Source organism: Pseudomonadota bacterium (assembly GCA_008501635.1).
GTDB lineage: Bacteria > Pseudomonadota > Gammaproteobacteria > QQUJ01 > QQUJ01 > QQUJ01.
In genome coordinates this window covers 107,816-132,875 of record QQUJ01000030.1, presented here as the reverse complement: position 1 = coordinate 132,875, position 25,060 = coordinate 107,816, and the positions used below count along the sequence as shown (strand labels likewise).

20 protein-coding genes are annotated in these 25,060 nt (G+C 60.4%); 15 read left to right on the top strand and 5 right to left on the bottom strand.

Features of this window, described 5'->3' with window-relative positions; translation table 11 throughout:
• Nucleotides 1-22: 22 nt before the first annotated feature.
• Nucleotides 23-829, bottom strand: a complete 807-nt coding sequence (locus DWQ09_17890; GenBank protein KAA3626100.1) for an FAA hydrolase family protein — start codon at nucleotides 827-829, stop codon at nucleotides 23-25.
• Between the two features lie 114 nt (nucleotides 830-943).
• On the opposite strand from DWQ09_17890, the gene DWQ09_17885 reads away from it, so the two are divergent.
• The 4 genes from DWQ09_17885 (at nucleotide 944) to DWQ09_17870 (ending at nucleotide 5,817) form a co-directional block, all read left to right on the top strand.
• On the top strand, nucleotides 944-2,119 hold the full coding sequence (locus DWQ09_17885; GenBank protein KAA3626099.1) for a cystathionine gamma-synthase: 1,176 nt from the start codon (nucleotides 944-946) through the stop codon (nucleotides 2,117-2,119).
• A gap of 151 nt (nucleotides 2,120-2,270) precedes the next feature.
• A complete protein-coding gene (locus tag DWQ09_17880) occupies nucleotides 2,271-3,221 on the top strand; it encodes a protein-methionine-sulfoxide reductase catalytic subunit MsrP (protein ID KAA3626228.1) in 951 nt (316 codons plus the stop codon).
• A 32-nt stretch (nucleotides 3,222-3,253) separates the two neighbouring features.
• Nucleotides 3,254-3,892, top strand: a complete 639-nt coding sequence (locus tag DWQ09_17875; protein ID KAA3626098.1) for a protein-methionine-sulfoxide reductase heme-binding subunit MsrQ — start codon at nucleotides 3,254-3,256, stop codon at nucleotides 3,890-3,892.
• A 137-nt stretch (nucleotides 3,893-4,029) separates the two neighbouring features.
• Nucleotides 4,030-5,817: a response regulator gene (locus DWQ09_17870; protein KAA3626097.1), complete on the top strand. Its 1,788-nt coding sequence runs from the start codon at nucleotides 4,030-4,032 to the stop codon at nucleotides 5,815-5,817.
• A 28-nt stretch (nucleotides 5,818-5,845) separates the two neighbouring features.
• Here DWQ09_17870 and DWQ09_17865 read toward each other — a convergent pair whose 3' ends face one another.
• Complete coding sequence (locus DWQ09_17865) at nucleotides 5,846-6,478, bottom strand: DNA-binding response regulator (GenBank protein ID KAA3626096.1); 633 nt, start codon at nucleotides 6,476-6,478, stop codon at nucleotides 5,846-5,848.
• A gap of 156 nt (nucleotides 6,479-6,634) precedes the next feature.
• On the opposite strand from DWQ09_17865, the gene DWQ09_17860 reads away from it, so the two are divergent.
• The 7 genes from DWQ09_17860 (at nucleotide 6,635) to DWQ09_17830 (ending at nucleotide 16,436) form a co-directional block, all read left to right on the top strand.
• Nucleotides 6,635-8,062 (top strand): hypothetical protein, encoded by a 1,428-nt coding sequence (locus DWQ09_17860; GenBank protein KAA3626095.1) that lies wholly within the window; start codon nucleotides 6,635-6,637, stop codon nucleotides 8,060-8,062.
• Between the two features lie 129 nt (nucleotides 8,063-8,191).
• Nucleotides 8,192-9,283, top strand: a complete 1,092-nt coding sequence (locus DWQ09_17855) for a hypothetical protein (GenBank protein KAA3626094.1) — start codon at nucleotides 8,192-8,194, stop codon at nucleotides 9,281-9,283.
• 117 nt (nucleotides 9,284-9,400) lie between these two features.
• The gene (locus tag DWQ09_17850) at nucleotides 9,401-10,846 is read left to right on the top strand and encodes a hypothetical protein (protein ID KAA3626093.1); all 1,446 of its coding nucleotides are present in this window, start codon (nucleotides 9,401-9,403) and stop codon (nucleotides 10,844-10,846) included.
• A gap of 144 nt (nucleotides 10,847-10,990) precedes the next feature.
• Nucleotides 10,991-12,169: a hypothetical protein gene (locus tag DWQ09_17845; GenBank protein ID KAA3626092.1), complete on the top strand. Its 1,179-nt coding sequence runs from the start codon at nucleotides 10,991-10,993 to the stop codon at nucleotides 12,167-12,169.
• Between the two features lie 56 nt (nucleotides 12,170-12,225).
• Entirely contained in the window at nucleotides 12,226-12,702 is a 477-nt protein-coding gene (locus tag DWQ09_17840; protein ID KAA3626091.1) for a hypothetical protein, read from the top strand.
• Between the two features lie 208 nt (nucleotides 12,703-12,910).
• The gene (locus DWQ09_17835) at nucleotides 12,911-14,914 is read left to right on the top strand and encodes a hypothetical protein (GenBank protein ID KAA3626090.1); all 2,004 of its coding nucleotides are present in this window, start codon (nucleotides 12,911-12,913) and stop codon (nucleotides 14,912-14,914) included.
• 178 nt (nucleotides 14,915-15,092) lie between these two features.
• Nucleotides 15,093-16,436 carry a hypothetical protein gene (locus DWQ09_17830; protein ID KAA3626089.1) on the top strand — a complete coding sequence of 448 codons (1,344 nt, stop codon included), beginning with the start codon at nucleotides 15,093-15,095 and terminating at the stop codon, nucleotides 16,434-16,436.
• A 351-nt stretch (nucleotides 16,437-16,787) separates the two neighbouring features.
• On the opposite strand, the gene DWQ09_17825 is transcribed toward DWQ09_17830, so the two are convergent.
• The 3 genes from DWQ09_17825 to DWQ09_17815 form a co-directional block, all read right to left on the bottom strand.
• Nucleotides 16,788-18,656, bottom strand: a complete 1,869-nt coding sequence (locus DWQ09_17825; GenBank protein ID KAA3626088.1) for a fibronectin type III domain-containing protein — start codon at nucleotides 18,654-18,656, stop codon at nucleotides 16,788-16,790.
• A gap of 467 nt (nucleotides 18,657-19,123) precedes the next feature.
• Nucleotides 19,124-20,014 carry an ATP-binding protein gene (locus DWQ09_17820; GenBank protein KAA3626087.1) on the bottom strand — a complete coding sequence of 297 codons (891 nt, stop codon included), beginning with the start codon at nucleotides 20,012-20,014 and terminating at the stop codon, nucleotides 19,124-19,126.
• 56 nt (nucleotides 20,015-20,070) lie between these two features.
• On the bottom strand, nucleotides 20,071-21,738 hold the full coding sequence (locus tag DWQ09_17815) for an energy-dependent translational throttle protein EttA (GenBank protein KAA3626086.1): 1,668 nt from the start codon (nucleotides 21,736-21,738) through the stop codon (nucleotides 20,071-20,073).
• A gap of 243 nt (nucleotides 21,739-21,981) precedes the next feature.
• Between DWQ09_17815 and DWQ09_17810 the strand changes: the two genes are divergently transcribed.
• From DWQ09_17810 to hemN, 4 genes are read left to right on the top strand one after another with little or no spacing between them, the layout of a single operon-like run.
• On the top strand, nucleotides 21,982-22,287 hold the full coding sequence (locus DWQ09_17810; protein KAA3626085.1) for an anti-sigma factor antagonist: 306 nt from the start codon (nucleotides 21,982-21,984) through the stop codon (nucleotides 22,285-22,287).
• A 17-nt stretch (nucleotides 22,288-22,304) separates the two neighbouring features.
• Entirely contained in the window at nucleotides 22,305-22,604 is a 300-nt protein-coding gene (locus DWQ09_17805) for a hypothetical protein (protein KAA3626084.1), read from the top strand.
• Nucleotides 22,605-22,654: 50 nt separating this feature from the next.
• Entirely contained in the window at nucleotides 22,655-23,590 is a 936-nt protein-coding gene (locus tag DWQ09_17800; protein KAA3626083.1) for a 50S ribosomal protein L3 N(5)-glutamine methyltransferase, read from the top strand.
• A 46-nt stretch (nucleotides 23,591-23,636) separates the two neighbouring features.
• The gene (gene hemN / locus DWQ09_17795) at nucleotides 23,637-25,025 is read left to right on the top strand and encodes an oxygen-independent coproporphyrinogen III oxidase (protein ID KAA3626082.1); all 1,389 of its coding nucleotides are present in this window, start codon (nucleotides 23,637-23,639) and stop codon (nucleotides 25,023-25,025) included.
• Nucleotides 25,026-25,060 lie beyond the last annotated feature (35 nt).

Sequence of the window (25,060 nt, the reverse complement as noted above, 5' to 3'; positions counted from 1 at the left end):
GCACCCCTTCTTTTTTACCCTGCTATACGGCGCTGGTGATCTGGTTGGACAGCACGCCGATCTTTTCCACCTCCACTTCCGTCTGATCCCCCGGCTGCAGAAACACCTGCGGTGTGCGAGCGAAGCCTACACCCGACGGGGTTCCGGTGAGAATGACGGTACCCGGTAGCAGAGTCATATCGCGGCTCAGTTCGGCAATCAGGTAATCGACGGGAAACATCATCTGGCCGGTATTGCCATCCTGCATCAGTTCGCCATTGAGCCGCATGCGCACCGAGAGTTTTTGCGGATCAGGGATCTCCTCTGCCGTGACCAGGACCGGCCCCAGGGGGCAGAAGCCGTCGAAACTCTTGCCGCGAATCCATTGACCGCCGCTGCCCTCTTTCTGCCACCAGCGTGCGGAGATGTCATTGGCGCAGGTATAGCCGAAGACGTGGTCCAGCGCCCGGTCGCGCGGCACATCGCGCGCGGCCTTGCCGATCACCACCGCCAGTTCCGCCTCATAGTCGACTTCGGGACCGTGATCGCAGGCGGCGGGGATCGGGATCGGTGCGCCGGGGTGATTGAGCGCCGAGGTCGGCTTCATGAAGACGATAGGCAGTTCGGGTGCTTCCGAACCCATCTCCTTGGCATGGTCGCTGTAGTTTTTGCCGATGCAGAGGATGTTGACGGGCTCGAGCGGGGCGAGGCGCCGGCTGATGGTTGCCGTGGAATCCGTGGCGGTGAGTCCGGCAAACAACGAGCCGGCCAGCAGGCGCGCGCTGCCATCGCCCTGGTCTTCGCCGAGCCGCACTGAACCCTGAGGATCGATAAAGCGCACAATACGCATGGTTGGCTCCGGTTCTTGAGATGTGCCGCAAAACTAGCACAAAGCTGTCCCTTGTGGGGGTTCGCAAGAACGTGATATCCACAGCCTGACAATCTGGCCTTCAAGGAACACGCTATGCCCGATAAGTTGGATATTGCCACACGCTGTATTCACCCCGCGCCGATCGAGGATGCACATGGCGCTCCGCACACGCCGATCTACAACACCACCACCTTTGTGTTTCCGGACACAGCGGCGCTGATCGACATGCAGACGGGCAAGCGCGAAGGCGGGTTTTATACGCGCTATGGCATGAATCCCACCATCACGGCGCTGGAACGCCAATTGGCGCCCCTGGAGGAAGCGGAACGCGCGCTCGCCTTTTCGGCGGGGATGGCGGCGATTTCAGCCACTTGTCTGGCCTATGGGCGGGACGGTGTGGTCTGTGTCGGTGATGTCTATGGGGGCACCATGGAACTGGTCGGTAACAAGTTGCCGCAGCTGGGCATCGCGGGACGGCTGCTGCGCGATGACGAAATTGCCGATCTCGATCGCACCCTCGAGGAACAGCAGGCATCGCTGCTGATCCTTGAGACCCCGTGCAATCCGACCTTGGCCATCCGTGACATCGCCCAGGTCGCTGCGATCGCCCACCGGCATGGGGCGTTGCTGGCTGTGGACAACACATTTGCGACTTCAATCAACCAGCAACCGCTGAAACTGGGCGCCGATCTGGTGATCCATGCCGCGACCAAGTACCTGGGTGGGCACTCCGATATCACTGCCGGTGTGGTGATGGGTGCGGCGGAACGGCTGCAACCGGTCTGGAGTTGGCGCAAGAACCTGGGGCAGGCTCCGGCTCCGGAAGTCGCCGCCCTGTTGTCGCGCAGCGTGCGTACCCTGTCCGTCAGGGTCGAACGCCAGAATGCCTCCGCGCTGCGGATTGCCGAAGCGATGCTCGAGCATCCGCGGGTGAAACGGGTCCTCTATCCCGGGCTGCCACAGTTTCCCGGACACAAACTGGCGCGGCGTCAAATGAGTGGCTTCGGCGGTATGTTGACACTCGATCTTGACGGCGATGCGCAACAGACAACGGCGGTGGTGGATAGTCTGGAGCTGTTTCTGAACGCACCGAGTCTCGGCGGTGTCGAAAGCCTGGCCTGCCAACCCTTCGCTACGACGCACTACGGGCTCGCGGCGGACGAACGGCAGCGGCGCGGTATTACCGACTCGATGATCCGCCTCTCGGTGGGTCTGGAGAATCCGGGGGATCTTATCGCCGACCTCAATCGCGCCCTGGAGGGGCGCTAACCCTTTGATCTCCCGGCCGGCGGCGCGATCGCCAGTGCCTAGGCGAGATGTGATCTTTGCGTGAAGACTCCGACCCTTGCCAGCCGGTATGGTGAACTCTCCGGGTAAGCAGGGTATCGAATCGAATACCGCCATCGCACAGAGGTCCGCCATGCTGATCAAGAAGCCTAGCGCCATCCGTTCTTCGGAGATCACATCACAGGGAATCTACGAGCAACGCCGTGAGTTTTTGCGCACCTCGGCATTGGCCGCCATCGGCACATTGGTTGCCGGACCGCAACTGCTGCAGGCCAAAGAAGCGGCCGGTAAAGGTCTGAAGTTCGCGCCAAACACCCTCTACGCTACCGAAGATGAGCTTACCAAAAAGCTGTCGGCGACCAGCTACAACAATTTCTACGAGTTCGGTACCGGGAAAGAGGATCCGGCGCAGTACGCGCACCTGATGCAGACGCGGCCGTGGTCGATCACCGTTGAGGGCGAGGCAGAGAAGACCGGGACCTTCGATGTCGATGATCTGCTTGCGAATCTGGATTACGAAGAACGCATCTATCGGTTACGCTGTGTTGAAGCCTGGTCGATGGTGGTGCCGTGGGTGGGTTTTCCGTTGTCCGCGTTGCTCAAACTATTCGCCCCGACGTCGCGCGCGAAATACGTCTATTTTGAAACGCTGTTCGACCCCAAACAGATGCCGGGGCAGATCCGTTCGGTACTCGATTGGCCGTACCGGGAAGGGCTGCGTATCGACGAGGCGATGCATCCGTTGACGCTGATGGCGGTGGGGATGTATGGCGAGGTGCTGCCCAATCAGAACGGCGCACCGCTGCGGCTGGTTGTGCCCTGGAAATACGGCTTCAAGAGCATCAAGTCCATCGTCAAGATCAGTTTCAGCGAAACGCAGCCGCAGACCTCATGGAATATGCAGGCACCCCGCGAGTACGGCTTCTACTCCAACGTCAATCCGGCGGTGGATCATCCGCGTTGGAGCCAGAAACGCGAACGCCGGATCGGGCAATTCTTCAGGATCGATACACTGCCCTTCAACGGCTACGCCGAACAGGTGGCATCGCTCTACAGCGGCATGGATCTCCAGAAGTTCTTTTGAGCGATGGTTGTGGCCACCGGTAACCGACACCGATGCTGACACTCCAGCAGCGCGTCCGCTGGATCGGTAAGCCGCTGGTGTTTGTTGCGGCGCTGCTGCCGTTCGGCTGGTTGGTCTGGTTGGGCGGGTCCGATCAACTCGGTGCCAACCCGATCGAGACCATCACCCGCTACACGGGTGACTGGACGCTGCGGTTTCTATTCATCACGCTCGCGGTGACACCGCTGCGCAATCTCAGCGGCTGGAACTGGCTGATGCGCTTGCGGCGCATGCTCGGGCTGTATGCCTTCTTCTACGCCGTGTTGCACTTCGCGACCTACCTGGTGCTGGATCAGTTCTTTGCCTGGGAGCACATCGTTGACGATATCGCTGAACGACCCTATATCACCGTAGGCTTTGCCAGTTTCGTATTGCTGATCCCGCTCGCGATCACTTCGACCAATGCGATGGTGCGACGGTTGGGTGGGCGCCGCTGGCAACGGCTGCACCGGTCCGTCTATGTCATCGCCATCGGCGTCGTCGTCCATTTCCTGTGGCTGGTCAAAGCGGATCTGCGGGAACCGTTGATCTACGGCGCGATCCTCGCTGTGCTGCTGGGATATCGACTGGTCAAGCGCGGCTTCAAGCCCTTTGTTTCGCGTGCGATGTCGCCATCCCACCCACGCAATTAGAACCTATCTCTCAGTCCCCTACACAGCACGCTGGGGATGTTGAGATAGGTTCCAGTCATCCCGCTGCAATATCTTTATTGACACCCTTCGATGATCTCTCCGATGCTTGGCCAAATCGTCAGGCACTGGATTTCCCCATGTCCCGAGCGCTGGATCAGCATACCGACAAGTACCATGAGGCGGCGGTCGCGGAAGGTATCCGGCGTATGTTCCATGCGCTGCAGGGCGTGCAACCCTTTATGCCGCTTCTACCCTTGGTGGTTGTGCTGGGGATGTGGGGCTGGGTCGATCACCGGTTGTTGGGGGTTTGGCTGCTGGCTGCGGTTTCCGTTCCTGTCCTGCGTTTCGCGCTGGTGCACGCGTACTTCGCCGACGCCAGCGCAGAAGGGGCCTCAGCGCGGCGTTGGGCGCAGCGGATCGCATGGACCGCCCTTTGGGATGGCGTGGTGTGGGGCGCTGCCGGCGTGCTCTTTTTCCTTCCTGATTCGGTGCCCCACCAGGTGCTGATGGTCACCATGGTGGTGGGTATACCGGCGGGATCCGTGTTCGTCACCTCCTACTGGCCGCAAGTGCAGTATGCCTTTGCGATACCGGCGGTAGGGCTCATGGCGTTGAAACTGATGAGCGTGGGTTCTCCCGCATGGTTGGGACTGGGAATCGGCATGTGGGTCTATCTGGTGATCCTGTACCAGATCATGCGGCGTGCCCACAGAGCGGCGCTGGATGCCATCCTGTTGCGCTTCGAGAATCTAGATCTCATCGAGCAACTGCGCGAGCAGAAGGAGGCGGCAGAGCAGGCCAACATCGCCAAGTCGAAGTTCCTGGCGGCTGCCAGTCACGATCTTCGTCAACCGCTGCATGCACTCACCCTTTTTACCACAGCGCTGCAGGAGCGTGGATCGCGCTCCACCGACCAGGGTATCGTCGAGAGCATCAGACGCTGCGTATCCGCGCTGGATGACCTGTTCCAATCCTTGCTGGACATTTCACGGCTGGACGCCGGTATCGTGGAGGCCAGTCCTGCGCATTTCAAACTGCGCCCACTGATTGAAAGACTCGCACACGAGTATGCGCCACAGGCCAGCGCAAGAAAGGTGCGCTTGGACTGGGAGTGCGCGGATCTGGTGGCCTACTCCGACCCGGCGCTTGTCGAGCGCATTATGCTCAATCTGCTCAGCAATGCGATTCGCTATACCGACAACGGCCGCATAAAAATCGATGTCACCCCGGTGCGCGACAGCATCGCTATAGGCGTCACTGATACCGGTGTCGGGATTCCCTACGACAAGCAGGAAGAGGTCTTCCACGAGTTTGTTCAACTGCAGAATCCGGAGCGCGATCGTACCAAAGGACTGGGCTTGGGGTTGGCCATCGTGCGGCGCCTGGCGAATCTGCTGGGGTGTCGCGTGGAACTGCGCTCCAGGCCAGGTGAAGGGTCACGTTTTATTTTCGAGATTCCTGTTGGGGACGAGCAAGCGCTGGCGCAGTCACCCTCTCAATCACGTTTTGCTTTGACCAATCATCTTGCAGGTAAAACGATCATCGTTATCGAGGACGAGGCTGAGGTGCGCGAAGGCACCCGTGTCTTGCTTGAAGGGTGGGGGTGCAGCGTAATCGCAGCCGAAGAGCTGACCGGTGCGTTGGCGCAACTGGAGGAAACGGGTGATTACCCCGATATCGTGATTGCCGACTACCGGTTACGCGAGGGTGTTACCGGTGCTGAAGTCATTGAACGGTTGCAGGCAATATACGGCGCCTCACTGCCGGGTTTGATCATCACTGGAGATACCGCGCCGGAAAGACTGCAAGAGGCGCAAGCCAGTGGTTATCAGCTGATGCACAAACCGGTGCAGCCGGCGAAACTCCGAACCTTGTTGAACAAACTCCTGACCGGGCCGTTGCAGCCTGACCCTGTTGCGTCCTAGGCGGGCGCTGGTAAGAAAATAGTGCGCTTCAACGCTCATCATGCAGCGCGAAAATACCCAATCGCTTAGCCTTGATCACCGCCTGAACACGGGTCGTCACATCCAGCGCGCGAAAGACCGCACCAAGATGGGCTTTGACCGTTGCGACGGAGAGATTCAGGTCGCGAGCGATCTCCTTGTTGTTGTGGCCGGCAACGATCAGGCGCAGAACGTCCTGTTGTCGCGGTGTCAGTTCCTCGTGGAGCGGATGTCTGGCGTTGCGCGAGGTGCGCAGGAGAGCGGGTGGTACATAGATCCCGCCATCCAGAACGAGTTCGATGGCGTGTTTCATCACCGCCGGTGATTCGCTTTTCGGAACGAAACCCACAATTCCGGTTTCGAGTATTTCGTGCATCTCCTCGGCGTCCTCGCTGGCCGAAATGACGGCAATCGGCAGCGCGGGCGCCGCTGCCAGCAATCGCTTCAGCGAACCCAGGCCAGTCATCCCGGGCATTCGCAGATCGAGCAACAGCAAATCGAGGTCGCCGTGGAGAGAAATAGTGTCGAGAGTCTCCTGGAAGTCCCTGGCTTCGAGGATTTCGATATCCCGATTCAGCCCGGCAAGTAAATGACGCAGTCCGTCGCGGAACAGCGCGTGGTCGTCAGCGAGCAGGATTCTCAACAGCGTCCTTTCGTAATGAGAGTACTAAGACCTGGATACCAAGAGTCTTAAGTCTGCCGTCGAATATACAGAGCGTCTGAAAACCTGACAATGAGGGACTGAGAATCCAAAAAGCTGGCCCGAAGCCGAGTGGCAGCAGGTGCGGTAGAGGCAGGGATGAGTTTGACAGGGCGAAACAACAAGGTGCTGGCATGTGCGCTGTGGTTGTGTGCGCTTTCCACGGCCGACGCGGCGCCGGGTCGAAGCTGCGGTACACACTGGACGGGCTGGGGAGATCAGGCCAATCCGACCACCAGTCCCTGCCCCGCCGGTTGCGAGCGCGGCGAACGGATTAAGGAGCGCACCCATCAACAGGGTGGCAAGCTCCTCTACGACGTGCAGTACGAGTGTCGTTATCCGCCCAAATTCACCGGTTTCCCGCTGATCAAGGGCTCGCCGGCGGAGCCGGGTGCGGATAAGGGCGCCTGGCTCGACTCGGAAGAGAGCGCGCAACTGGAGGAATTGCTGCCCGAGGTGCGCAACGCCTGGGAGCCGAGCCTGCGCCAGCTGGCGAAACTGATTCGCCAGAGTCCGGCGCTCGCCGATCTGGGCGGTTACTTTCCAAAGCTGCGGGTCAACGTGACCGCACCAGATGAATCGCTGCACACCGGCAATCTTTACGTGCAGATCTGGTGGCCCTACGCGATTGAGACCATACCCGGTTCCGGCGCTGGGCCGCAGCTGCGTATCAAGGGCCAATACGCGCTCAACGGTCCCGGTGGCTTCAGTCTCGACATCAATCGTCTGCCCGCCGGGGGCAACGGCAGCACCCAGGGTTTACAACGCAGCGAATGGTACCGCGACGAGTCCGGCGAGTTCTTCATGCTGCCGCCGGCGGAACGGGAGATTGCCGGCTTCCCGGTACTTGCCGGTTATCTCTGGGTCACTGCGCCGGGAAAGGCGCCGCTCTTTATACCGGTCAGCCAGGAGCGGGCACTGCAGGCGGCTATTGCAGCAGCCAGCGTGCAGATCCAGCAGGCAAGCGAGGGCAACAGTGCTGCCCAGGAAATGCTGGCCACTTACAACAGCCCCGAAATGAAGGAGATGCGTCGCCAGGCGATCGAGGCGGCGGGGGCGAGTGAGTCCGATCCCAAGCGTGCCGCCGCAGCGCGTGCCAAGGCAGAGCGTGACGATCACGAGCAGGAGCGCCAGATCCGCGAGATGGCCGGACAGTCGGCGGACGAGAATCCCATCTCGCTGGCGGTGCGCAGGGCGGTCGCCGAAATGGAGACCAGGCTCGGAGCAATGACACCTGCACAGCGCAACGCACCCGCCGCAACCCGGATCGTACCGGAGGCGTTTCTGCAGGAAGAGATCGTCACCGCTGGCACATCCGGCGCGACCCCGTTGATGGCCTACAATCCCGCCTTCTTCGATCCCAAACTCGCTCCCAGCGCGATGCAACTTCTGGTCATGGGTATCGGTTCGGCCGCCGATTGGGAGGATCGCGACGTGCCACCCCAGCAGCAACCGGTGCAGATCCGCGTGCCCATCGCCATCGTCGAGCAGACCGACTGGCGACAGGTGGCCAAGTTGTTGAAGTAGCTGATGGGTGAGCCGAGGGTTCATGCAAAGGGAGTTACCGATACAGGAAGGTGGCTTGGCGCACCACCCGGGAAATCGCTGAGCGGAGCGTCGATGCGGCGTTATTCCTTATCCCACGGAGGGTTTGCTGTGCACAGAGTGTTTCGAGCCCTTGCCTGCGCGGGCCTGATCGGCACGGAACTGGTCTTTGCACCGATTTCTTCGGCGGCGTCCGAGGGCGACATACTCGCGCCGCTCGTGGCGCCAGAACTCTCAGTGCCTTCGGATCTCCATGGGGCGCAGATACTGCCACAGAAAGATTTGATCAGCGTCTTCCAGTCATTGCCGTTGGAGGTGAAGTACTGTTTCAGGAACTCACGGGGAGACCAATCCATTTACTTTGAGTGCAACGAACGCTTGTCCAGGCACGACCAGGCAATGTTCAAAAAGCCGCTGTTCAAGCTGATTACAACCGAGTGGAGCGTAAACGGCATCAGGGGTGGCAACAGCGTCGTCGGTCACATCAAGGCGAACGGGAATAAAGCCGTCTATACCGCTCCGAAAACGGTTCCCAATCCGGCAACCGTTACGATCAGCGCGGAATTGGATCCCCGGGGCTGGCAGGGGGGGACGGCGGTCCTCAACATCACCATTGTCGACGGCAAGTTCTACGTGGGAGAGATTTCGTTCAGCGGCAAGCGTGTCGAGCAGGGCGAAACCACTCAATACTCTGGCACAGCGCGGCTGGTTTTCGATTTCGCAGAGGCGTTCGAAGGCGGGGTTCGCTACGACATCGCGCCCGGCTCGGCATGGCTTACCAAAATGAGATTTTGGGTGAAGCTCGAACAGTGGACGGTTAAGGACGATTCGAGAACCTGTCAACTCCAGTTGGATCAACTCAAGTCGAACTTGGTCTCGTTCAATCCTGACGCCCCGCTTAGCGGCAATCTGTTCCTCTACTCATCGCTAGACTCCTACATCTTCAGCACATTGTTCTCTGTGGTTGCACCGCATAAGTGCGTAGATGGCGATACGACGACGATAGAAGAGATGGAGTTGACGCTTCCGCTGACAACACAAACAAGCCTCGCCGAACCGGGGTACCAACGACTGCGAGGAGATAACGCCACCCTCGCGGGAGATTCCGTTTTCATCAAAAAGGCTGAAGAGGAAGAAGACTTGGCGATAACCCAATCCATCAGTTGGCGACTGTTTAGAGAGTACAACGCTGCGAGACCGTAGCTCACGCACTGAACGCGGGCAGCGTGATTATCGGGAGAGCCCAAAGCGTGGGCCTAAGAAACTACACGATGCAAGTGACGCGAATATCTACCGCACACATAGACAGGAAAGCGAATCATGAAAACTTCGATGACACTCCGTTCCACGGTGCTCGCCTCGGCGCTGTTGTTGATCAGCGGCGCGTGGGCGGCGGAATCCCCGAAGCTGGTGGCACCGCTCTACCAGGGTGCGGTGCCTGCTTTTCCAGCCGCTGGTGTCAAGAACGCGCCACGCAGTCCCGCGAGCTTCGGTGGCCTGCAAGCCCTCGATTGCCGTGGATTGGACCCATCGCGGGGTTTCGACGGTAAGGTTCTGACACCGACACAGGCCGCGGCAAGCGGCAATGACCGCTCCTGGTGCTTTCTGACCCGCGACCCCATCGACAAGGTCAAGGCGTTCTACGAAAAGTCCCTCGGGGCGATGCAGGCCTTCAAGGGAGCGTCGGGTCAGACGCCCGCGCAGGCCTACGCGGCGTATGTCGAAACGGCGATCACCAAGTCCGGGGGTGAAACCGGCCCTACTTATCGAGGTATTTCCCTGCACGCGCTGGCGCCGCTTCCGCCCAGGGGCAAGGAGGCAAAGAACACGGATGATAGCTGGGCGGGGCAGGAGGCCTATCAGTTCTACGCCGGGTTGCGGCATTTCAGCGGCTTCCTGGAAGGTGTTGATTGGTTCAACGGGGAGCCCGGAAAACGCAAGCCGGCGGAACTGGATGCCCTCTACAAGAAACGCAGTCGCGTCGAGTCGGCGTTCTTCCAGCGCAAGGGTCCGAAATCGGAAGCGGTGGATGCAACTTTGAGCGCTCGCTACAGCAAAAAACAGAACGAGCTCAAGCAAGCGGCCTTCGGCACCATGATGCCGAGCCAAGCGCAAATTCAGCAGATGCAGCAGGCCGCGAATACGGCACGACCTGCCAACGAGGACGCAACGCCGGAAGACGCCAGATTCAACGCCTTCATGAAGAAGAATCCGCAGGCCGCGCGCCGCTACACGGAACTCACCAAGAAGCTCGGCACGCTGATGCAAGCGGGCAAATTCGACGAGGCGGATGCCGTTGATGAAGAGTTGGAAAAGCTCGTCGAAAGCCACCCGGAACTGGCCGCCCTGGAGCGCCAGGAAGACGAGCGCTCAGCGGCCGCGAGTGCCGCCGGGCAGGCGCAGGAAAACCAAGCCATGGCGGCACAAGGCAAGAAGATGGACCAAGCCATCTGGGGAACCTGGCTGGAGTACCTCAACGCCGTGGAGAAGGAGGCTTATTACACGTTGATCGTCATCGACGAGGCGTTGCGCGGCGACGAGAAGAGCTACTCCCGCGATCGTGCACCGCTTGCTAAGGGTACCGCCAGTCTGGGCCCGCACGGTGTATTGGGAATGCGCTACGACGCCGTAGCGCAAGCGGCCTCGCAACGGACCGCCCAGCCGCAGTCGCAACCGGCGGCGCAGCCCGAGCAACCGAGCCAACCGCAGGACGAGATCAAGGACGCTGCCAAGAAGGGTTGGAAGGCGCTGAAGAAGTTGTTTTAGCGGGACCCCTCGTGGTGTTCAAAAAAGCGCACCGACCGGTGTTGTTGGCTGCCAGCAATGTGACTGTGCGTGACGCGGCAATGGCGTAGAAATGGATCACCGCGGTCCGTTGGACTGAAATGAAAGATGAGGGAGAAGCGGTTGATGTATCGGTTTTTCATACTTTGCGTTCTTGGACTCATGGCTATGGCCATGGCCGATATGACAGGCGCGAGCGATAGTTCCACATCGATGCTCGCAGCGTCAGGTTTTCTGGTGGGCGCAAAAACCGGCGACGACGATGATATCGACGATCTGATCGTTGAGCGTGCCAGGAAACGCGCTACCGACCGCGCGCGGTCGGAGAGCAGCGGCGGGGGTGCCAGGGAGACCGAAGACGATCTTTATGTCGGCAACAAACCCAAGCCGGATGCCAAGGCGGCTAGGGACATTGCCCCGTCGGCGAAGCCGGCGTCCATGAAACGCATCAGTTGCGGGACCCACTGGACCGATTGGGCCGACAAGAAAAATCCCCAGACCAATCCCTGTCCCGCCAACTGCGAACCGGGTGAAATGCTGCTTGAGAAGAGCCATCCACAGGGTGAGACCGTGGTGGTGGCCAGGCAGTATCAATGCAATCGCGTACTCAGCGCACAGACAATCAGCAGCGGGCCGCGCATGCCCGTCAAGGCCGTCGGCACCCTGACGCCTGACAGCGGAGGTTGGGGTGATTCGGTGCGCGTCAGCGGCGAGAAGTTCGCTAGCGTGGAGAGCGTGCGGGTGTACTGGTATCCCAACGATGATGACACTCAACCCGCTGTCATGCAGCAGACCGCCACGATCCACAGGCGGCATGGAGCCAACGCGATCGACATCCAGTTGCCGAGCGATCCTGCCAAGTCGGGATGGTCGGGCGAGATCAAGGGTGGAGTGGTGCGGGTGTATCTATTTTTACCCAAAAACGTGGAACCGCTGCTGGCGGGTAGATACAGCGTGCAACCTCAGCAACTGGGCAACGTTGCGCGCGAAAAGACGCTTGCCGAAGGGAGCATCGCGGTTACTACGTCGCCGTTGCAGATGACCGGTAAAAGACTCCTGCGCCTGAGTGCAGGAGCCAATCGCGAACTCACATCACCGCCGACCGCACTGACCACGCTGCCCTTGCGAATGACCGGTAAGCGGCTCGCGACCCTGGGGACTTCGCCCCGCGAGGAACTCGAACTGCCTCCCCTCTCGCTTACGACGCCAGCGCTGCAGATGGCGGGTCAACGATTGCGATCCCGGCCGGTATTGCCGAAAGCCTTGAGTGGCCGCATTGGCCTCACGCCACAACCCCCGCGCTGATGCATTTAACGGCGCGGAACCGACTAGTTCGAATCACGGAAAGAGGGAATCACACCATGAACGGTAGAACAAAAATCATCACATCTCTTTTGTTAACGGCCTGGACGCCGTTAGGCGTCGCAGCTCAAACCGTGAATTTTACGGTTCCTCTCCAGGTATCCGGACTGCAGGAGTCGATTCAGAACCTTATTGTGGGGTGCAAGATTCAGCAGCCCGACGGCACAGCGGTGGGGTGGAACGAGGAAACCGTATCGGTCGACACCGCAACCGGCAGGCCGACCAAGGAGAGTGTCGTGATTCATGTGCAAAGTGAGCCGAACAAAGGGCAGTCCGCCACGAAATGGGAGTGCAGCATGTACATCTATTCCGGCACTGGGATAAATCAGGACGGCAGTCCGAGTCTGTTCGGCCCCAAGTTACCTAGTAACAATGCCGACGAAGCTTTACGACCCGCGCCGGGTACCGCGTTGGTGGAAAGGGTTTCGGGTGAACTCCCCGCACCGTCGGTGCCAACGCGCAACATACCGCGGTGAGGAATGAATGATGCAGAACACGACGTTACTCAGGGCTTGCGCATTCCTGTGGTGCGCGGTGTCTGCGTTCCTCTCCTCCTACGCCGTGGCAACCGAACGGGGCTTGTCCGTCGATGACTCGGGTGCGCCACCCGGGACGCCAGCGCCTCACATTGCGCCGCCGGGCGGGGTGAGCGTGCCCAGGCCGTTGGTCACGAACAGGACGCCGGTGACCGGCGTTGCACCGCTGCCGGACGTGGTGCCGCAGCGCGAGGTGCAGCCGGGCGAGGTGCAGCCGGGCGAGGAGACACCGCAGGTAGAGGAGCAGACCCTGGGTGTAGGGGGATTGCGCCCGCCACGGGGTGGTTTGGCGAAGGATGGTGGTACCGGTGGTAGCGACTCCGGAGGCAGCGGTGGTTCAAGTGGCGGTGGATCGGGCGGTGGATCGGGCGGTGGTCAGGGCGGGGGCGGTGACGACGAAGGTGCCGGCGGTATCGATACCCTGATCGTCGAGCGCCGCACGGTCCCAGGCGCCGATGCGCCAGGCATTGCGCAGGAGGGAATACCCGGCGCACCTTCGGTGCCTGGTCCGATTTCATCAAACAATCGCACTATCGGTGGCGGAAGCGTCTCGGAAACAGAGGATGACCTTTGGGTGGGACGCAAACGCCCGCAGGGTCAGATTGGGATGCCCGATTCGCCGGCACTCGGCAAAGCGCTCGGCGATCAGTCCCTGCGGCCCAGCGATCAAATTGGTGCAGGTAATACTCCCGGCGCCTCCCGGTTGACCCGATCGGGTGATGGCGGTGCGCTGAAAGAGACCGAAGACGATCCCTATGTGGGAAACAAGTCGAAGCGTGACGCGAGAGCCATGTACGTTCCACTGTCTGCGCCAGCCGCAAAACAACCGCCGCGCCGTAACTGCGGCACTCAATGGATTAACTGGGGCAGCGATCCCACGGTGGGCAATCCCTGTCCCGCGGGTTGCGAGCCGGCGGGCGAGCCTCTGGTACGCAGTCACCAGGCAGGGAAGGATGAGCCGATTAAGTACGCCCTGCGCTATCAGTGTTTCTATAGCGAAGCCACCCAGGCGTCGAAGGCGGCGCGGCTTGTCACAGCGGAACAGGAGACGACCGCCGGGACGGTGGCGCCGGAACGGGGCCCTTGGGGAGCCACCATGCGACTCAAGGGCGCGCGATTTGGCAGCGCGGAGTATGCGCACGTAAGCGGCTATCCCGACGATGATGCCACGCATGAGCCGCTGCTGCGCCTGAACGCGAAACTGGGTGACAGCCTGAGTCCGGATGAGGTTGAGATCACGTTACCCGAGGACCCGGCGAAGTCGGGGGCCAGCAGCAAGTTCGGCGGTGGGGTGTTGCGGATTTATCTGAGTCTGTCCAATACCCGGCAGGCGACGTTGGCGGGGCGCTATCAAGTGGGGAGCGGACTGGTCGCCGCGACCAGGGCGGGGAGCGATACAGGTGGCGTCTCTCTGTTAGGCGGCGGGCGGCAGGGCGAAACCGCGACGACCCAGACAGGTGTTGACGCTGTACCGCGTCAATTCGGGAACGCTGCGGCAGGGGAGCGCGAAGTGTCGATGCGCAACTTGGTATCCGGACCGTCGCTGGTCGCGGTGCAAGCTGAAGATGCCGTCACTGCATACGTTATCTGGAGACCGCTGCCGGGAGCGAGCAATTACCAGGTTCACGCAACCGCCAAAGGGTTCAACCACACCGCTACGGGACCGCAGGTGAGGCAGCCGACATTGGACGGTGCCAATCGGCCAGGATTGCCGAGTTCGATGAACTTTCTCTTATCCGGACTCGCTCCCGGTATAGAACATCACGTGTGGGTCACCGTGCAGTATCCGGACGGCAGGTCCGGTGCGAGCGAATTGCGGACCGTGACCACGAGTGGTCCGCAGAATCCCACGGGCTTCAGGGCTTTCCCCGTCGTCAGACCCCAGATTCCGGGATCGGTTCTGCTGGAATGGCAAGGCAGACTCGGCGCCATTCACTACTTTGTTGAGGGAAGCAATTTACCGCGCACGCAAACGCCGGATACCCGATTCTTCGTTCCCGATATTCGCACCGTGGGCAGGCATGAGTGGACCGTCGTCGCAGTCTATCCCGGCGGTATTTTCAACTATCGTGATGTTCCTCGCGCCTCCGTAATCTGCGCGCTGAGGCTGAGTGATCAGCGGGTTGTTTGTTCCAGCGATCGAAATCGCTAGCGGGAATTCCAGGCGGTGTCAGACTCGAAGAATTCGCCCGTTGGCATCTGTATTCTGGTGTGCGCCTTCGGCGCAGCGGCCCCAAGTGCAAACGCTTTCGCCTCGTCGACCAGCCGCACGGGGATTGCAGAGTGGATCGGTTTCCATGTCGGATCAAACCATCATAAGGAACGCTAGTATGCGCACTGGTATCCCGGGTGTTCTGGTCAAGGTCTGTGGCGCCGCGCTGCTGATGCCTGCGTTGCTGTGGGCAAGCTCAGCGCGCGATCTGGTCGCGTGGCTCGATCTTCCAGCCGACTGGTCACGCAGCGTTGAGAACAATGTGGTGGTTGCGGTGCCCGGCGATCTTGCACCCGGCAATTCGCTGCTGTTCCTTATTGAACCACCGGTACCCGAAGGGGGGGCACTGGAATCGGATTACGAAAAAGCGCTCGTCGATCTCGGTCCGTGGACACCCGTTCATCAACCCATACAACAATCACTGCCAAATGGATGGGGGTTTCGCCAAGGCGTAGGTGTAACGCAACTGGAGGGCACGACCTATACCGCACTGACCGCTGTCGCGCGTTTAGGCTCGTTGCGTGCGCGTTTCTGGGTGCTGGCGGACAGCGATGATACCTACAATCGCTACGAGTCCATTTTTGTCAACGCCATCGGCAGCGTGCAGGACTTCACGCATCCGGTGAGTGCGTCCACGGCGCCGTCCGTCAGTGCACCGGTCAAGGCGCCGCCGATCAAATCTCACCAACTCGATCCAGAGTTCGGCAAGGGCCTGTCGGGGGTCTACGTCGGGGTAGAACGCGGCCTCTCCGCCAGCGCGGGTGTCGGCAGCGGACAGCAGCAGATCTTCAATCCGTCCACGGGACGTTACGAGACCTCCAACCTGGGTACGGCGCCGCAGGTACAGACACAGATCAGCGACTATCTGGAGGTCGATGTCTTCTATCCCGACGGCACCTATCGCCGCCGATTGCCGGTGCGGGGAATTGCATCGGATTTCAGTTGGGAGCGCCAGCAGCAACGGATTCTGTGGGGAACCTGGCGGCGCGAGGGCAGGCGTGTCATCGTGCAACGCGGCTCCTACACGACGACCTATACTATCGAAAACGATCACACCCTGATCTCGGATCGCGGACGCCCGTGGATGAAGATCTCACCGCACAGCGGTAAGCGGTTCCAAGGCACCTATGCACGTGCTGATTATCGCGATGCCTCTGCACCGCGCCTGGTGTTGCGCGCCGATGGCAGTTACGAAGATCGTGGCGATATCATGCGCATGATCGGCTCGGGATGGAATCTGGTGGTGCCGGATGGCGGTGTGATGTTATCGCGCTGGAGCGAGGCCGAGGCGCGCCGCGCCATGGCGGGTGGCAGCGGTACCTACACTTATGAGAATTTCACCCTCACGCTGCGCGATCGTGATGGACGCATGTGGCAGACCAGCGCGTATGTGCCACCGGGTGAGACCCTTCCGGGACCGGCTCGTCTGGTGGTCAACGGGCGTGCCCTGGTAAGGGAGTAGCCGGGCGCGGCGCTTGAATGCACTGCGCTTGCGAGCCGGTCCGGCCAAGCGAGTTATGGAGTGTCGCACGCCCCCGATGCGATTCGGATCCAACACGCTATATCCGCACCATCCTTTGGAGCGTTTGCCGCGAATACAGAATCGACGGACAACATCGACAGACCGCCGTCGGGAAGCGGTGATTGGTGGAACAATACCCGCGTTGGAAAAGCTCGCCGGCACCTCGGTTCACCACTTGGAGTTCACCGATTGTCAGCTCGGCCTGGAGTTGGTTCCTGAATAGCAACACGACCTCGCCGATGCACCGAGAGGTCGTGTTTTAAGTTCAAAACCACCACAGGTGATGCCGCATCAATTGAGCGTGGTGCTCACCTCCATGGAATAGCCGCTCTCCATCGCATCCGTGTCGTAAGCCGTTACCGCAAAGTAGTAGGTGCCGTTGGTGAGATTGTCGACGGTGTAGCTGGTAATGCTGGCGTTGTCCACCGTGATTGTCTGCGTGTAACTGCCAGAGGCAGTGCCGTAGTGAATTTTGTAGCCGTCGAGGTTGGTCAACGGTGAGCCATCGGCGCGCGTGGTGGGTGGATCCCAGGTGACCTCCACCGAACGCGAGCTGTTGACCACGATGGTGACGGTCGTGGAACGGGTGGTGCTGCCACCGGTACCTGTGCAGACCAGCGTAAAGGTGCTGTCGCTGGTCAGCGAACCAATGGTTTCGTTACCCGAGGTTCCTTTGCCGCCCGACCATGCGCCGGATGCGGAACAACTGGTGGCGTTGGACGAGGACCATGTCAATGTTGACGATCCACCGGATTGCACCGAGGTGGGATTGGCGCTCAATGTTACCGTTGGTGCAGCCGCCACGGTTACCGTTCGGCTGCTGCTGTTGCTGCCGCCTGGGCCGGAGCAGCTCAGCGTAAAGGTGCTGGTGCTGTTGATGGGCCCCACCGACTGACTGCCCGACGTTGCCTTGCTTCCCGACCACGCGTTGGAAGCGCTGCAGCTGGTGGCGTTGGTGGTGGACCAGGTCAAGGTCGCGTTACTGCCGGCCGCCAATGTCGTCGGGCTTGCCGACAAGGTGATCGTGGGAGCAGGCGGTGCCTGCACCGTAAGCGATACGGTGCGGTTCACACTGCCACCGATACCCGTACAGGTGAGTGTATAGCTGGCGTCGCTGGTGAGCGGCCCCACGGTTTCGGCGCCGGAAGCGCCCTTGGTGCCACTCCAATCACCCGCGGCGCTGCAGGAGGTCGCATTACTCGACGACCAACTCAACACCGAGGTGCCATTGTAGGCCACGGAGGTTGGATTGCCGCTCAGGCTGAGCGTGGGCGCAGGCGGGGGCGCAACGGCCACGGTCACCGAACGCGTGATGCTGCCACCGGCGCCGGTGCAGCTCAGGGTAAACGTGCGATCGCTGGTCAGGGCGCTGAAGCTCTGGTTGCCGCTGGCACTCTTTGACCCGGACCAGGCGCCGAATGCGGTGCAGCTGGTCACATTGCTCGACGTCCAACTGACGCTGGTGCTGCCCTGATACGCGACAGACGTGGGATTGGCCGAGAGCGAGAGTGTTGGCGATGCGGGTGGTGGGGCGCCGACATCGATCGTCGCGGAGCGGCTGATCTGGCCGCCGGCACCGGTGCAGGTAAGCGTGAATGTGCTATCGGCAGTCAGCGGTCCAACCGATGCACTACCCGATGTATTCTTCGAACCCGACCAGGCACCGGATGCGGTGCAGCCGGAAGCATTGCTGGTGGACCATGTCAGTGAAGAATTTGCACCGAAGGCAACAGTCGCCGGGTTGGCGCTGAGGGTGAGTGTCGGGGTTGCGGGCACCACGACGGTTACGGTGATGGACTCGCTGGTGGTACCCCCGTCGCCGGTGCAGGTCAAAGTGTAGGTGCTGTCGCTGCTGATCGACGTGATGGATTCGCTGCCGGAGGTTGCTTTGCTGCCCGACCAGTTGCCGGTTGCACTGCAGCTGGTTGAGTTGACGCTGCTCCAACTCAGGGTGGTGGAGCCATTGGGGGCGACAGACGCGGGTGCCGCCGCAAATGTCACTTCCGGCGCCGCCAGGGGTGCACCGACAGCGGATGCCTGCCCGCCGCTGCTGACTTCCTGATCGCCGATCTCCAGGCATGCAGTCAGGAGTGTCGCACTCAACGCTATTGTCGCAAGACGCACAAGAAGGGCGGCACTCTTTGCTAAAACTGCTGTCACGTTTGCAACCTCTCATAAGATCGTTGAATGCGTGACGATCATCCGTTTCCGTCGGTTGCAAACGTATAGAGATAAACTTCATTCAATTGTGGGTGACGTCACACTCGCGTCGCGATGGCGGAAACGGCACCATTTTTCGATTGGTTATGTGGGTGCGCTCACACGACCAGTGTGATCATGCCGGCATTTTCCGATGCGTGATTTCCGTTAAGCGAAAATTTCGATGGAACTCAAGAGAAGGGGCTTTGATAGATACGGCGCAGTTCCAGTTGCGAGGCTGATAGCTTGCGCGAAGGAGTCGCTAAAGAATTAGTGCGAGACGACAGCAACGGTCACTTGAGCACAAAATATGCGCGACACGAAGAGAGTGAAATGTGCCCGGATACGCAAAGCAGGTGTGATGGTGTCGCTTGATCTGAACCGGAATTTCTGATGGCCAAAAAGGGCTTTCCGGTACGTGCAAAGATTCACTCCAGATGCGAGCGCCCCGCCCAGTCGCGTGCAAACTGGTATGCCGTGCGCCCGCTGCGCGAGCCTCGTGCGAGCGCCCACTGTAGCGCGGCGTGACCGATTTCGCGCGTGTCGAACGTGTCCACTCCGTGCTGTTGCAGCCAGTAGTGGACGATATCGAGAAACTCTTCCTGGCGGAAAGGATAGAAAGAGATCCACAACCCAAAGCGGTCGGAGAGCGATATTTTTTCCTCCACCGCTTCGCCGTGATGAATCTCGCCACCGATGTTGCGGGCCTCGAGGTTTTCATCGAAGTATTCGGGCAACAGATGGCGGCGATTCGATGTGGCATAGATCAGAAGGTTGTTGGGAGCGGCGCTGATCGAACCGTCCAGCAGTGCCTTGAGCGCCTTATAGCTGGGGTCTTCGGCTTCGAAGGAGAGATCGTCGCAGAACAGCATGAACCGTTCGGGACGATCCCAGACCAGGTCGACAATGTCGGGCAGGTCGAGGAGATCGTGCTTGTCGACCTCGATCAGGCGCAGCCCCTGTGTCGCGTATTCGTTGAGCAGAGCTTTGATCAGCGATGACTTTCCTGTCCCGCGCGACCCCCACAGCAGCACGTTGTTGGCGGGTCTGGTTTGCACGAACTGCCGGGTGTTGCGTTGGATCCGATCTTTCTGGCGATCGATACACAACAAATCCTGAAGCCTCAAGGTGTGCGGATGACGCACGCCTTCAAGCCATCCGCGTCCCTGGCGTCGGCGCCACCGAAAGGCGACATGCTCTTCCCAGGCGACGGACTGCGGAACATGGGGCAGCAGGTGCTCGACCCGTTCCAGCAGCGCTGTTGCCGTCTCCACCACGTTGACCAACGCGTCGTGATTTGTCGCCGGTTTATCGCTCATTGGGGTGATTGTTCCTCCTGCCTGTACGCGTTCACTGCCGGGTCATGCCTCAGCGATTATCCCTCCAACCGTTTGTACTTGATACGGTGCGGTTGTGCGGCCTCCGCGCCCAAACGCTTGATACGGTCCTCTTCGTAGTCCGTGTAGTTGCCCTGGAAGAACGTTACCTGACTCTCGCCCTCGAAGGCCAGAAGGTGTGTGGCGATACGATCGAGGAACCATCGATCATGCGAGATCACCATGACGCAGCCGGGAAAGGCCAGGATGGCGTCCTCCAGGGCGCGCAGTGTCTCGACATCAAGGTCGTTGGTGGGTTCGTCGAGGAGCAACACGTTGCCGCCGCTGCGCAGCAGCTTGGCCAGGTGCACGCGGTTGCGTTCGCCGCCTGAGAGATCGCCGACGCGCTTCTGCTGATCGGTGCCCTTGAAGTTGAAGCGTCCCACGTACCCGCGCGACTGAATCTGATAGTTGTTGACGTTGATGATGTCCTGTCCGTCGGAGATCTCCTCCCAAACGGTCTTCTTCGCATCCAGGGCATCGCGCGATTGATCGACGTAGGCGATCTGTACCGTGTCGCCCACGCGTAGAGCACCCTTGTCAGCCTGTTCCTGCCCGGTGATCAGCCGGAAGAGCGTGGATTTACCGGCGCCATTGGGACCGATGATGCCGATAATTGCTCCTCTGGGTACCGAAAAGCTGAGGTTGTCGTAGAGCACACGATTGCCGTAGGCCTTGCCCAGACCCTCGGCTTCGATGACCAGGTCGCCAAGACGTTGACCGGGCAGGATGTAGATCTCCTGGGTTTCGTTGCGCTTCTGGAACTCTTGTGACGCCAGCTCTTCATAACGTTGAAGACGTGCCTTGCTCTTGGCATGTCGGCCCTTGGGGTTGGAGCGTACCCAATCCAGTTCGTTCTTCATGGTGCGGGTGTGGGCGCTCTGCTGTTTCTCCTCCATCTCCAGACGCTGCTCCTTTTGCTCCAGCCAGGAGGAGTAGTTGCCTTCCCAGGGGATGCCGTAGCCGCGGTCGAGTTCGAGAATCCAGCCTGCTACGTTGTCGAGGAAGTAGCGATCGTGGGTCACGGCCACCACCGTGCCCGGGAATTCGGCCAGAAACCGCTCCAACCAGGCCACCGATTCCGCATCCAGGTGGTTGGTCGGTTCGTCGAGCAACAGCATGTCCGGCGCCGAAAGCAGCAGACGGCAGAGTGCAACGCGGCGACGTTCGCCGCCGGAGAGCCTGGTGACATCGGCATCCCACGGCGGGAGACGCAACGCATCCGCCGCAATCTCCAGCTTGCGTTCCAGATTGTGGCCATCGGCCGTCTGAATCAGGTTTTCCGACCCGGCCTGTTCCTTGGCCAGCGCGTCGAAGTCTGCATCAGGGTCGGCGTATGCGGCATACACCTCATCCAGACGCTGCAGCGCGCCCTTTACCTCGGCGACCGCCTCTTCGACATTGCCGCGTACGTCTTTGGTGGGATCGAGCTGGGGCTCCTGGGGGAGGTAGCCGACGCGCAGCCCCGGTTGCGGCCGCGCTTCGCCGAGTATGTCGGTATCGATCCCCGCCATGATCCGCAACAGGGTCGACTTGCCCGAACCGTTGAGACCCAGTACGCCGATCTTGGCGCCCGGGAAAAACGAGAGGGAAATGTCTTTGAGGATTTCACGTTTGGGGGGCACCACCTTGCCGACGCGGCTCATGGTGTAGACGTATTGCGCCATGGTTGATGTGTTCCTTTGAGAAAATCGGGAAAGGGGCAAATTATCCTGAAATGTCCGACGATCGCGAGCTGCGGAGCGATCGGGAGAGGTATTGGCCAAATACCAAATAGGGGCGTTATGATAGGCCACGTTTGGGCCATGTCGATAGTGGATACCACCGATTCAGAGGTTTCAGGACAACCTGGCGGCGGCCTCTGACCCAACCGACCCGGTAGCAAAAGTAACGTGGTGAGGGAACCCCGAATGTCCGTACAGACCACCCTGTCCGAAGATGGAAGAACCTATACCATCGCCATTGATGGCCGCTTCGATTTCAATCTGCACCAGCAATTCCGCTCCGCCTATGAGCAGGTCGATCCGAAGCAGGTGCATTATCAGATCGACCTCAAGACGACGGAGTACATGGACAGTTCGGCGCTGGGCATGTTGCTGCTGTTGCGCGAGCGGGCCGGCGGGGATAAATCGGATATCGATATCGTCAACTGTCCGCCGGAGATCAGGAACATTCTCACCATTTCCAATTTCAACCAGCTGTTCAAGATCAGCTGAAGTGGAGCGCTGCCGCTGTGCCACCCGCTGCGGAATCAGCGGCGCTGATCCTGATCGTTGATGACGAGGAGAACAACCGGGCGCTGCCGGCCAGCAGCGCTATCGCCCTTCACCATCAACCGCAAGAGGTCGGCGGCGAGATCGTAATGCGCGTCGAGGACAGCGGGAACGGCTTTGATTTTGCTGCGGTCGAACAGCAACTGCGTTCCCCGCGGGACTACCATGGGCGTGGAATCCCCTTGGTGCGCAGTCTGAGCCAGACACTGGACCATCCGGGTCGCGGCAATTGCGCCGAGGCCAGATATCGGTGGTCGTGAACAGCGTTGCGCGGTAAGGTAACCGCCTTTTCACCCTAAGGGTTGGAGAGATGGTCAAGCTACCCACCACAGCCACCTACGCCTCCGCTGCGGATGAATTGCGAACGCTGCGCGATCTGGTGCGCTGGGGAGCGAGCCGTTTTGCCGAGAATGGTCTGCATTTCGGGCACGGTACGGATAACGCACTCGATGAAGCGCTGGCGTTGGCGCTCGCCGGCCTGCATCTCGATCACAGCCTGCCCGCCGACTATGGGAACGCGCGGCTGACACGTGCGGAACGGGCGGCGCTGTTGATGCTTTTTCGCCGCCGCATCGAAGAACGGCTCCCCGCACCCTACATTACGCATCGCGCCTGGTTCGCCGGCCTGGCGTTCTATGTCGATGAAAGGGTGTTGGTGCCGCGCTCGCCCATTGCCGAGTTGATCGAGCATGGATTCGAACCCTGGCTGGAAGGGCGGGAGGTGGCGCGCGTCCTCGATCTTTGTACCGGCAGCGGCTGCATTGCCATCGCCTGCGCCTATGCTTTCGGCGCTGCGCGGGTCGATGCCATCGATATCTCGCCCGATGCCATTGCCGTGGCCGAACACAACATCGCCGAACATGGTGTGGGTGACAGGGTGCGGGCGCTGGTCTCGGACCTCTATCAGGCCGTGGCCGGAGAACGCTACGACCTCATCGTCGCCAATCCGCCCTATGTCGATGCCGCTGACATGGCCGCACTGCCCGCGGAGTTTCAACACGAACCCGCCCTGGGACTTGCTGCGGGCGATGATGGCCTGGGTGTGGTGGTGCGCATCCTACGCGATGCCCCCGATCATTTGGCGCCCGGTGGTATACTGGTCGCCGAAGTCGGCAATAGTGAAGCGGCATTGGTAGAGCGCTTTCCCGATGTGCCCTTTTTGTGGCTGGAATTCGAGCGCGGCGGCCATGGTGTGTTTTTGTTGACCGCCGACCAGGTGAACGAACATCACCGCGCGTTTTGCTGAGGGAGCAGCGCCGCGCGCTCCCGTTGATACACCTCCGAGGCTCTGCATGGATCAATCGCTGGTATTCGATCTCGATCTGATTAGACGCTACGACAAGTCGGGACCACGCTACACCTCCTACCCCACGGCGGTGCAATTTCATGATGGTTTCGGCGAGACGCAGTTCCGCTCCCGGGCAGAGAGGACGAATGATGTAACCCCGAAACCACCGTTGTCGCTCTACTTCCATCTGCCGTTCTGCGACACCGTCTGTTTCTACTGTGCCTGCAATAAAGTGGTGACCAAAGACCGCTCGCTGGCCAGCCCCTATCTGCAACGCTTGCATCGCGAGATCGCCCTGCAGGGCGCACTGTTCGACAACGACCGGTCGGTGGATCAATTGCACTGGGGTGGGGGCACACCCACCTTCATCAGTCACGAGCAGATGCGCGAACTGATGCGCGTGACGGGTGAACACTTCCGGCTGCGTGGTGACGATAGCGGCGAGTACTCGGTGGAGGTCGATCCGCGCGAGGCGGATCGCACCACCATCGCGCTGTTACGCGAGATCGGCTTCAATCGACTCAGCCTCGGCGTGCAGGACTTCGATCCACAGGTACAGAAGGCGGTCAATCGTATTCAGAGCGAGGACGAAACCTGGGCGGTGCTCTCCGCCGCACGCGAGGAAGGCTTCAAATCGGTGAGTCTCGATCTCATCTACGGCCTGCCGCACCAGAACCTGGCGCGCTGGTCGACGACCCTGGACAAGGTGATCGAGCACCGGCCCGACCGCCTTTCGGTATTCAACTACGCGCATCTGCCCGATCTGTTCAAGCCGCAGCGGCGCATCAACGCCGATGAACTGCCCACCCCCGCGGAGAAGCTCGATATCCTGCAGTTGACGGGAGAGCGCCTCGCCAGGGCGGGTTATGTCTATATCGGCATGGACCACTTCGCGCGGCCGGATGACGAGCTGGCGGTGGCCCAGCGCGAGGGGACGCTGTATCGGAACTTTCAAGGGTACTCGACCCATGCCGACTGCGATCTGATCGGCATGGGCGCGACCGCGATCAGTCAGGTCGGCGACTGCTACGCGCAGAACGTCCGCGATCTGGAGGGTTATTATGCCTGTCTGGACGCCGATCGATTGCCGGTGTTCCGCGGCCTGGAACTCAGCGCTGACGATAAATTGCGCCGCGCGGTCATCACCGAGTTGATCTGCCACTTCCATCTCGATTTCGCCGCCGTGGGCACCCGGTACGGAATTTCCTTCGGCGATTATTTCAGCGCCGAGATAGAGGATTGCCGCGCTCTGGAGAAAGATGGGCTGATTGCGCTCAGTGACTCCGGGATCGAAGTTCAACCGGCGGGAAAGTTGCTTATTCGCAATGTCTGCATGGTTTTCGATCGCTACTTGCGCGAAGGCCAGGAGCGACGCTTCTCCAAGGTTATTTAAGGAAAGCGCCCGCGTTGAATCCTTCTGACCCAGCA

Coding starts and splice junctions, on each gene's coding strand:
- DWQ09_17890 (KAA3626100.1), bottom strand. CDS start 829: ATGCGTATTGTGCGCTTTATCGATCCTCAGGGTTCAGTGCGGCTCGGC.
- DWQ09_17880 (KAA3626228.1), top strand. CDS start 2,271: ATGCTGATCAAGAAGCCTAGCGCCATCCGTTCTTCGGAGATCACATCA.
- DWQ09_17810 (KAA3626085.1), top strand. CDS start 21,982: ATGTCCGTACAGACCACCCTGTCCGAAGATGGAAGAACCTATACCATC.
- DWQ09_17830 (KAA3626089.1), top strand. CDS start 15,093: ATGCGCACTGGTATCCCGGGTGTTCTGGTCAAGGTCTGTGGCGCCGCG.
- DWQ09_17800 (KAA3626083.1), top strand. CDS start 22,655: ATGGTCAAGCTACCCACCACAGCCACCTACGCCTCCGCTGCGGATGAA.
- DWQ09_17815 (KAA3626086.1), bottom strand. CDS start 21,738: ATGGCGCAATACGTCTACACCATGAGCCGCGTCGGCAAGGTGGTGCCC.
- DWQ09_17875 (KAA3626098.1), top strand. CDS start 3,254: ATGCTGACACTCCAGCAGCGCGTCCGCTGGATCGGTAAGCCGCTGGTG.
- DWQ09_17845 (KAA3626092.1), top strand. CDS start 10,991: ATGTATCGGTTTTTCATACTTTGCGTTCTTGGACTCATGGCTATGGCC.
- DWQ09_17870 (KAA3626097.1), top strand. CDS start 4,030: ATGTCCCGAGCGCTGGATCAGCATACCGACAAGTACCATGAGGCGGCG.
- DWQ09_17850 (KAA3626093.1), top strand. CDS start 9,401: ATGAAAACTTCGATGACACTCCGTTCCACGGTGCTCGCCTCGGCGCTG.
- DWQ09_17860 (KAA3626095.1), top strand. CDS start 6,635: ATGAGTTTGACAGGGCGAAACAACAAGGTGCTGGCATGTGCGCTGTGG.
- hemN (KAA3626082.1), top strand. CDS start 23,637: ATGGATCAATCGCTGGTATTCGATCTCGATCTGATTAGACGCTACGAC.
- DWQ09_17820 (KAA3626087.1), bottom strand. CDS start 20,014: ATGAGCGATAAACCGGCGACAAATCACGACGCGTTGGTCAACGTGGTG.
- DWQ09_17885 (KAA3626099.1), top strand. CDS start 944: ATGCCCGATAAGTTGGATATTGCCACACGCTGTATTCACCCCGCGCCG.
- DWQ09_17840 (KAA3626091.1), top strand. CDS start 12,226: ATGAACGGTAGAACAAAAATCATCACATCTCTTTTGTTAACGGCCTGG.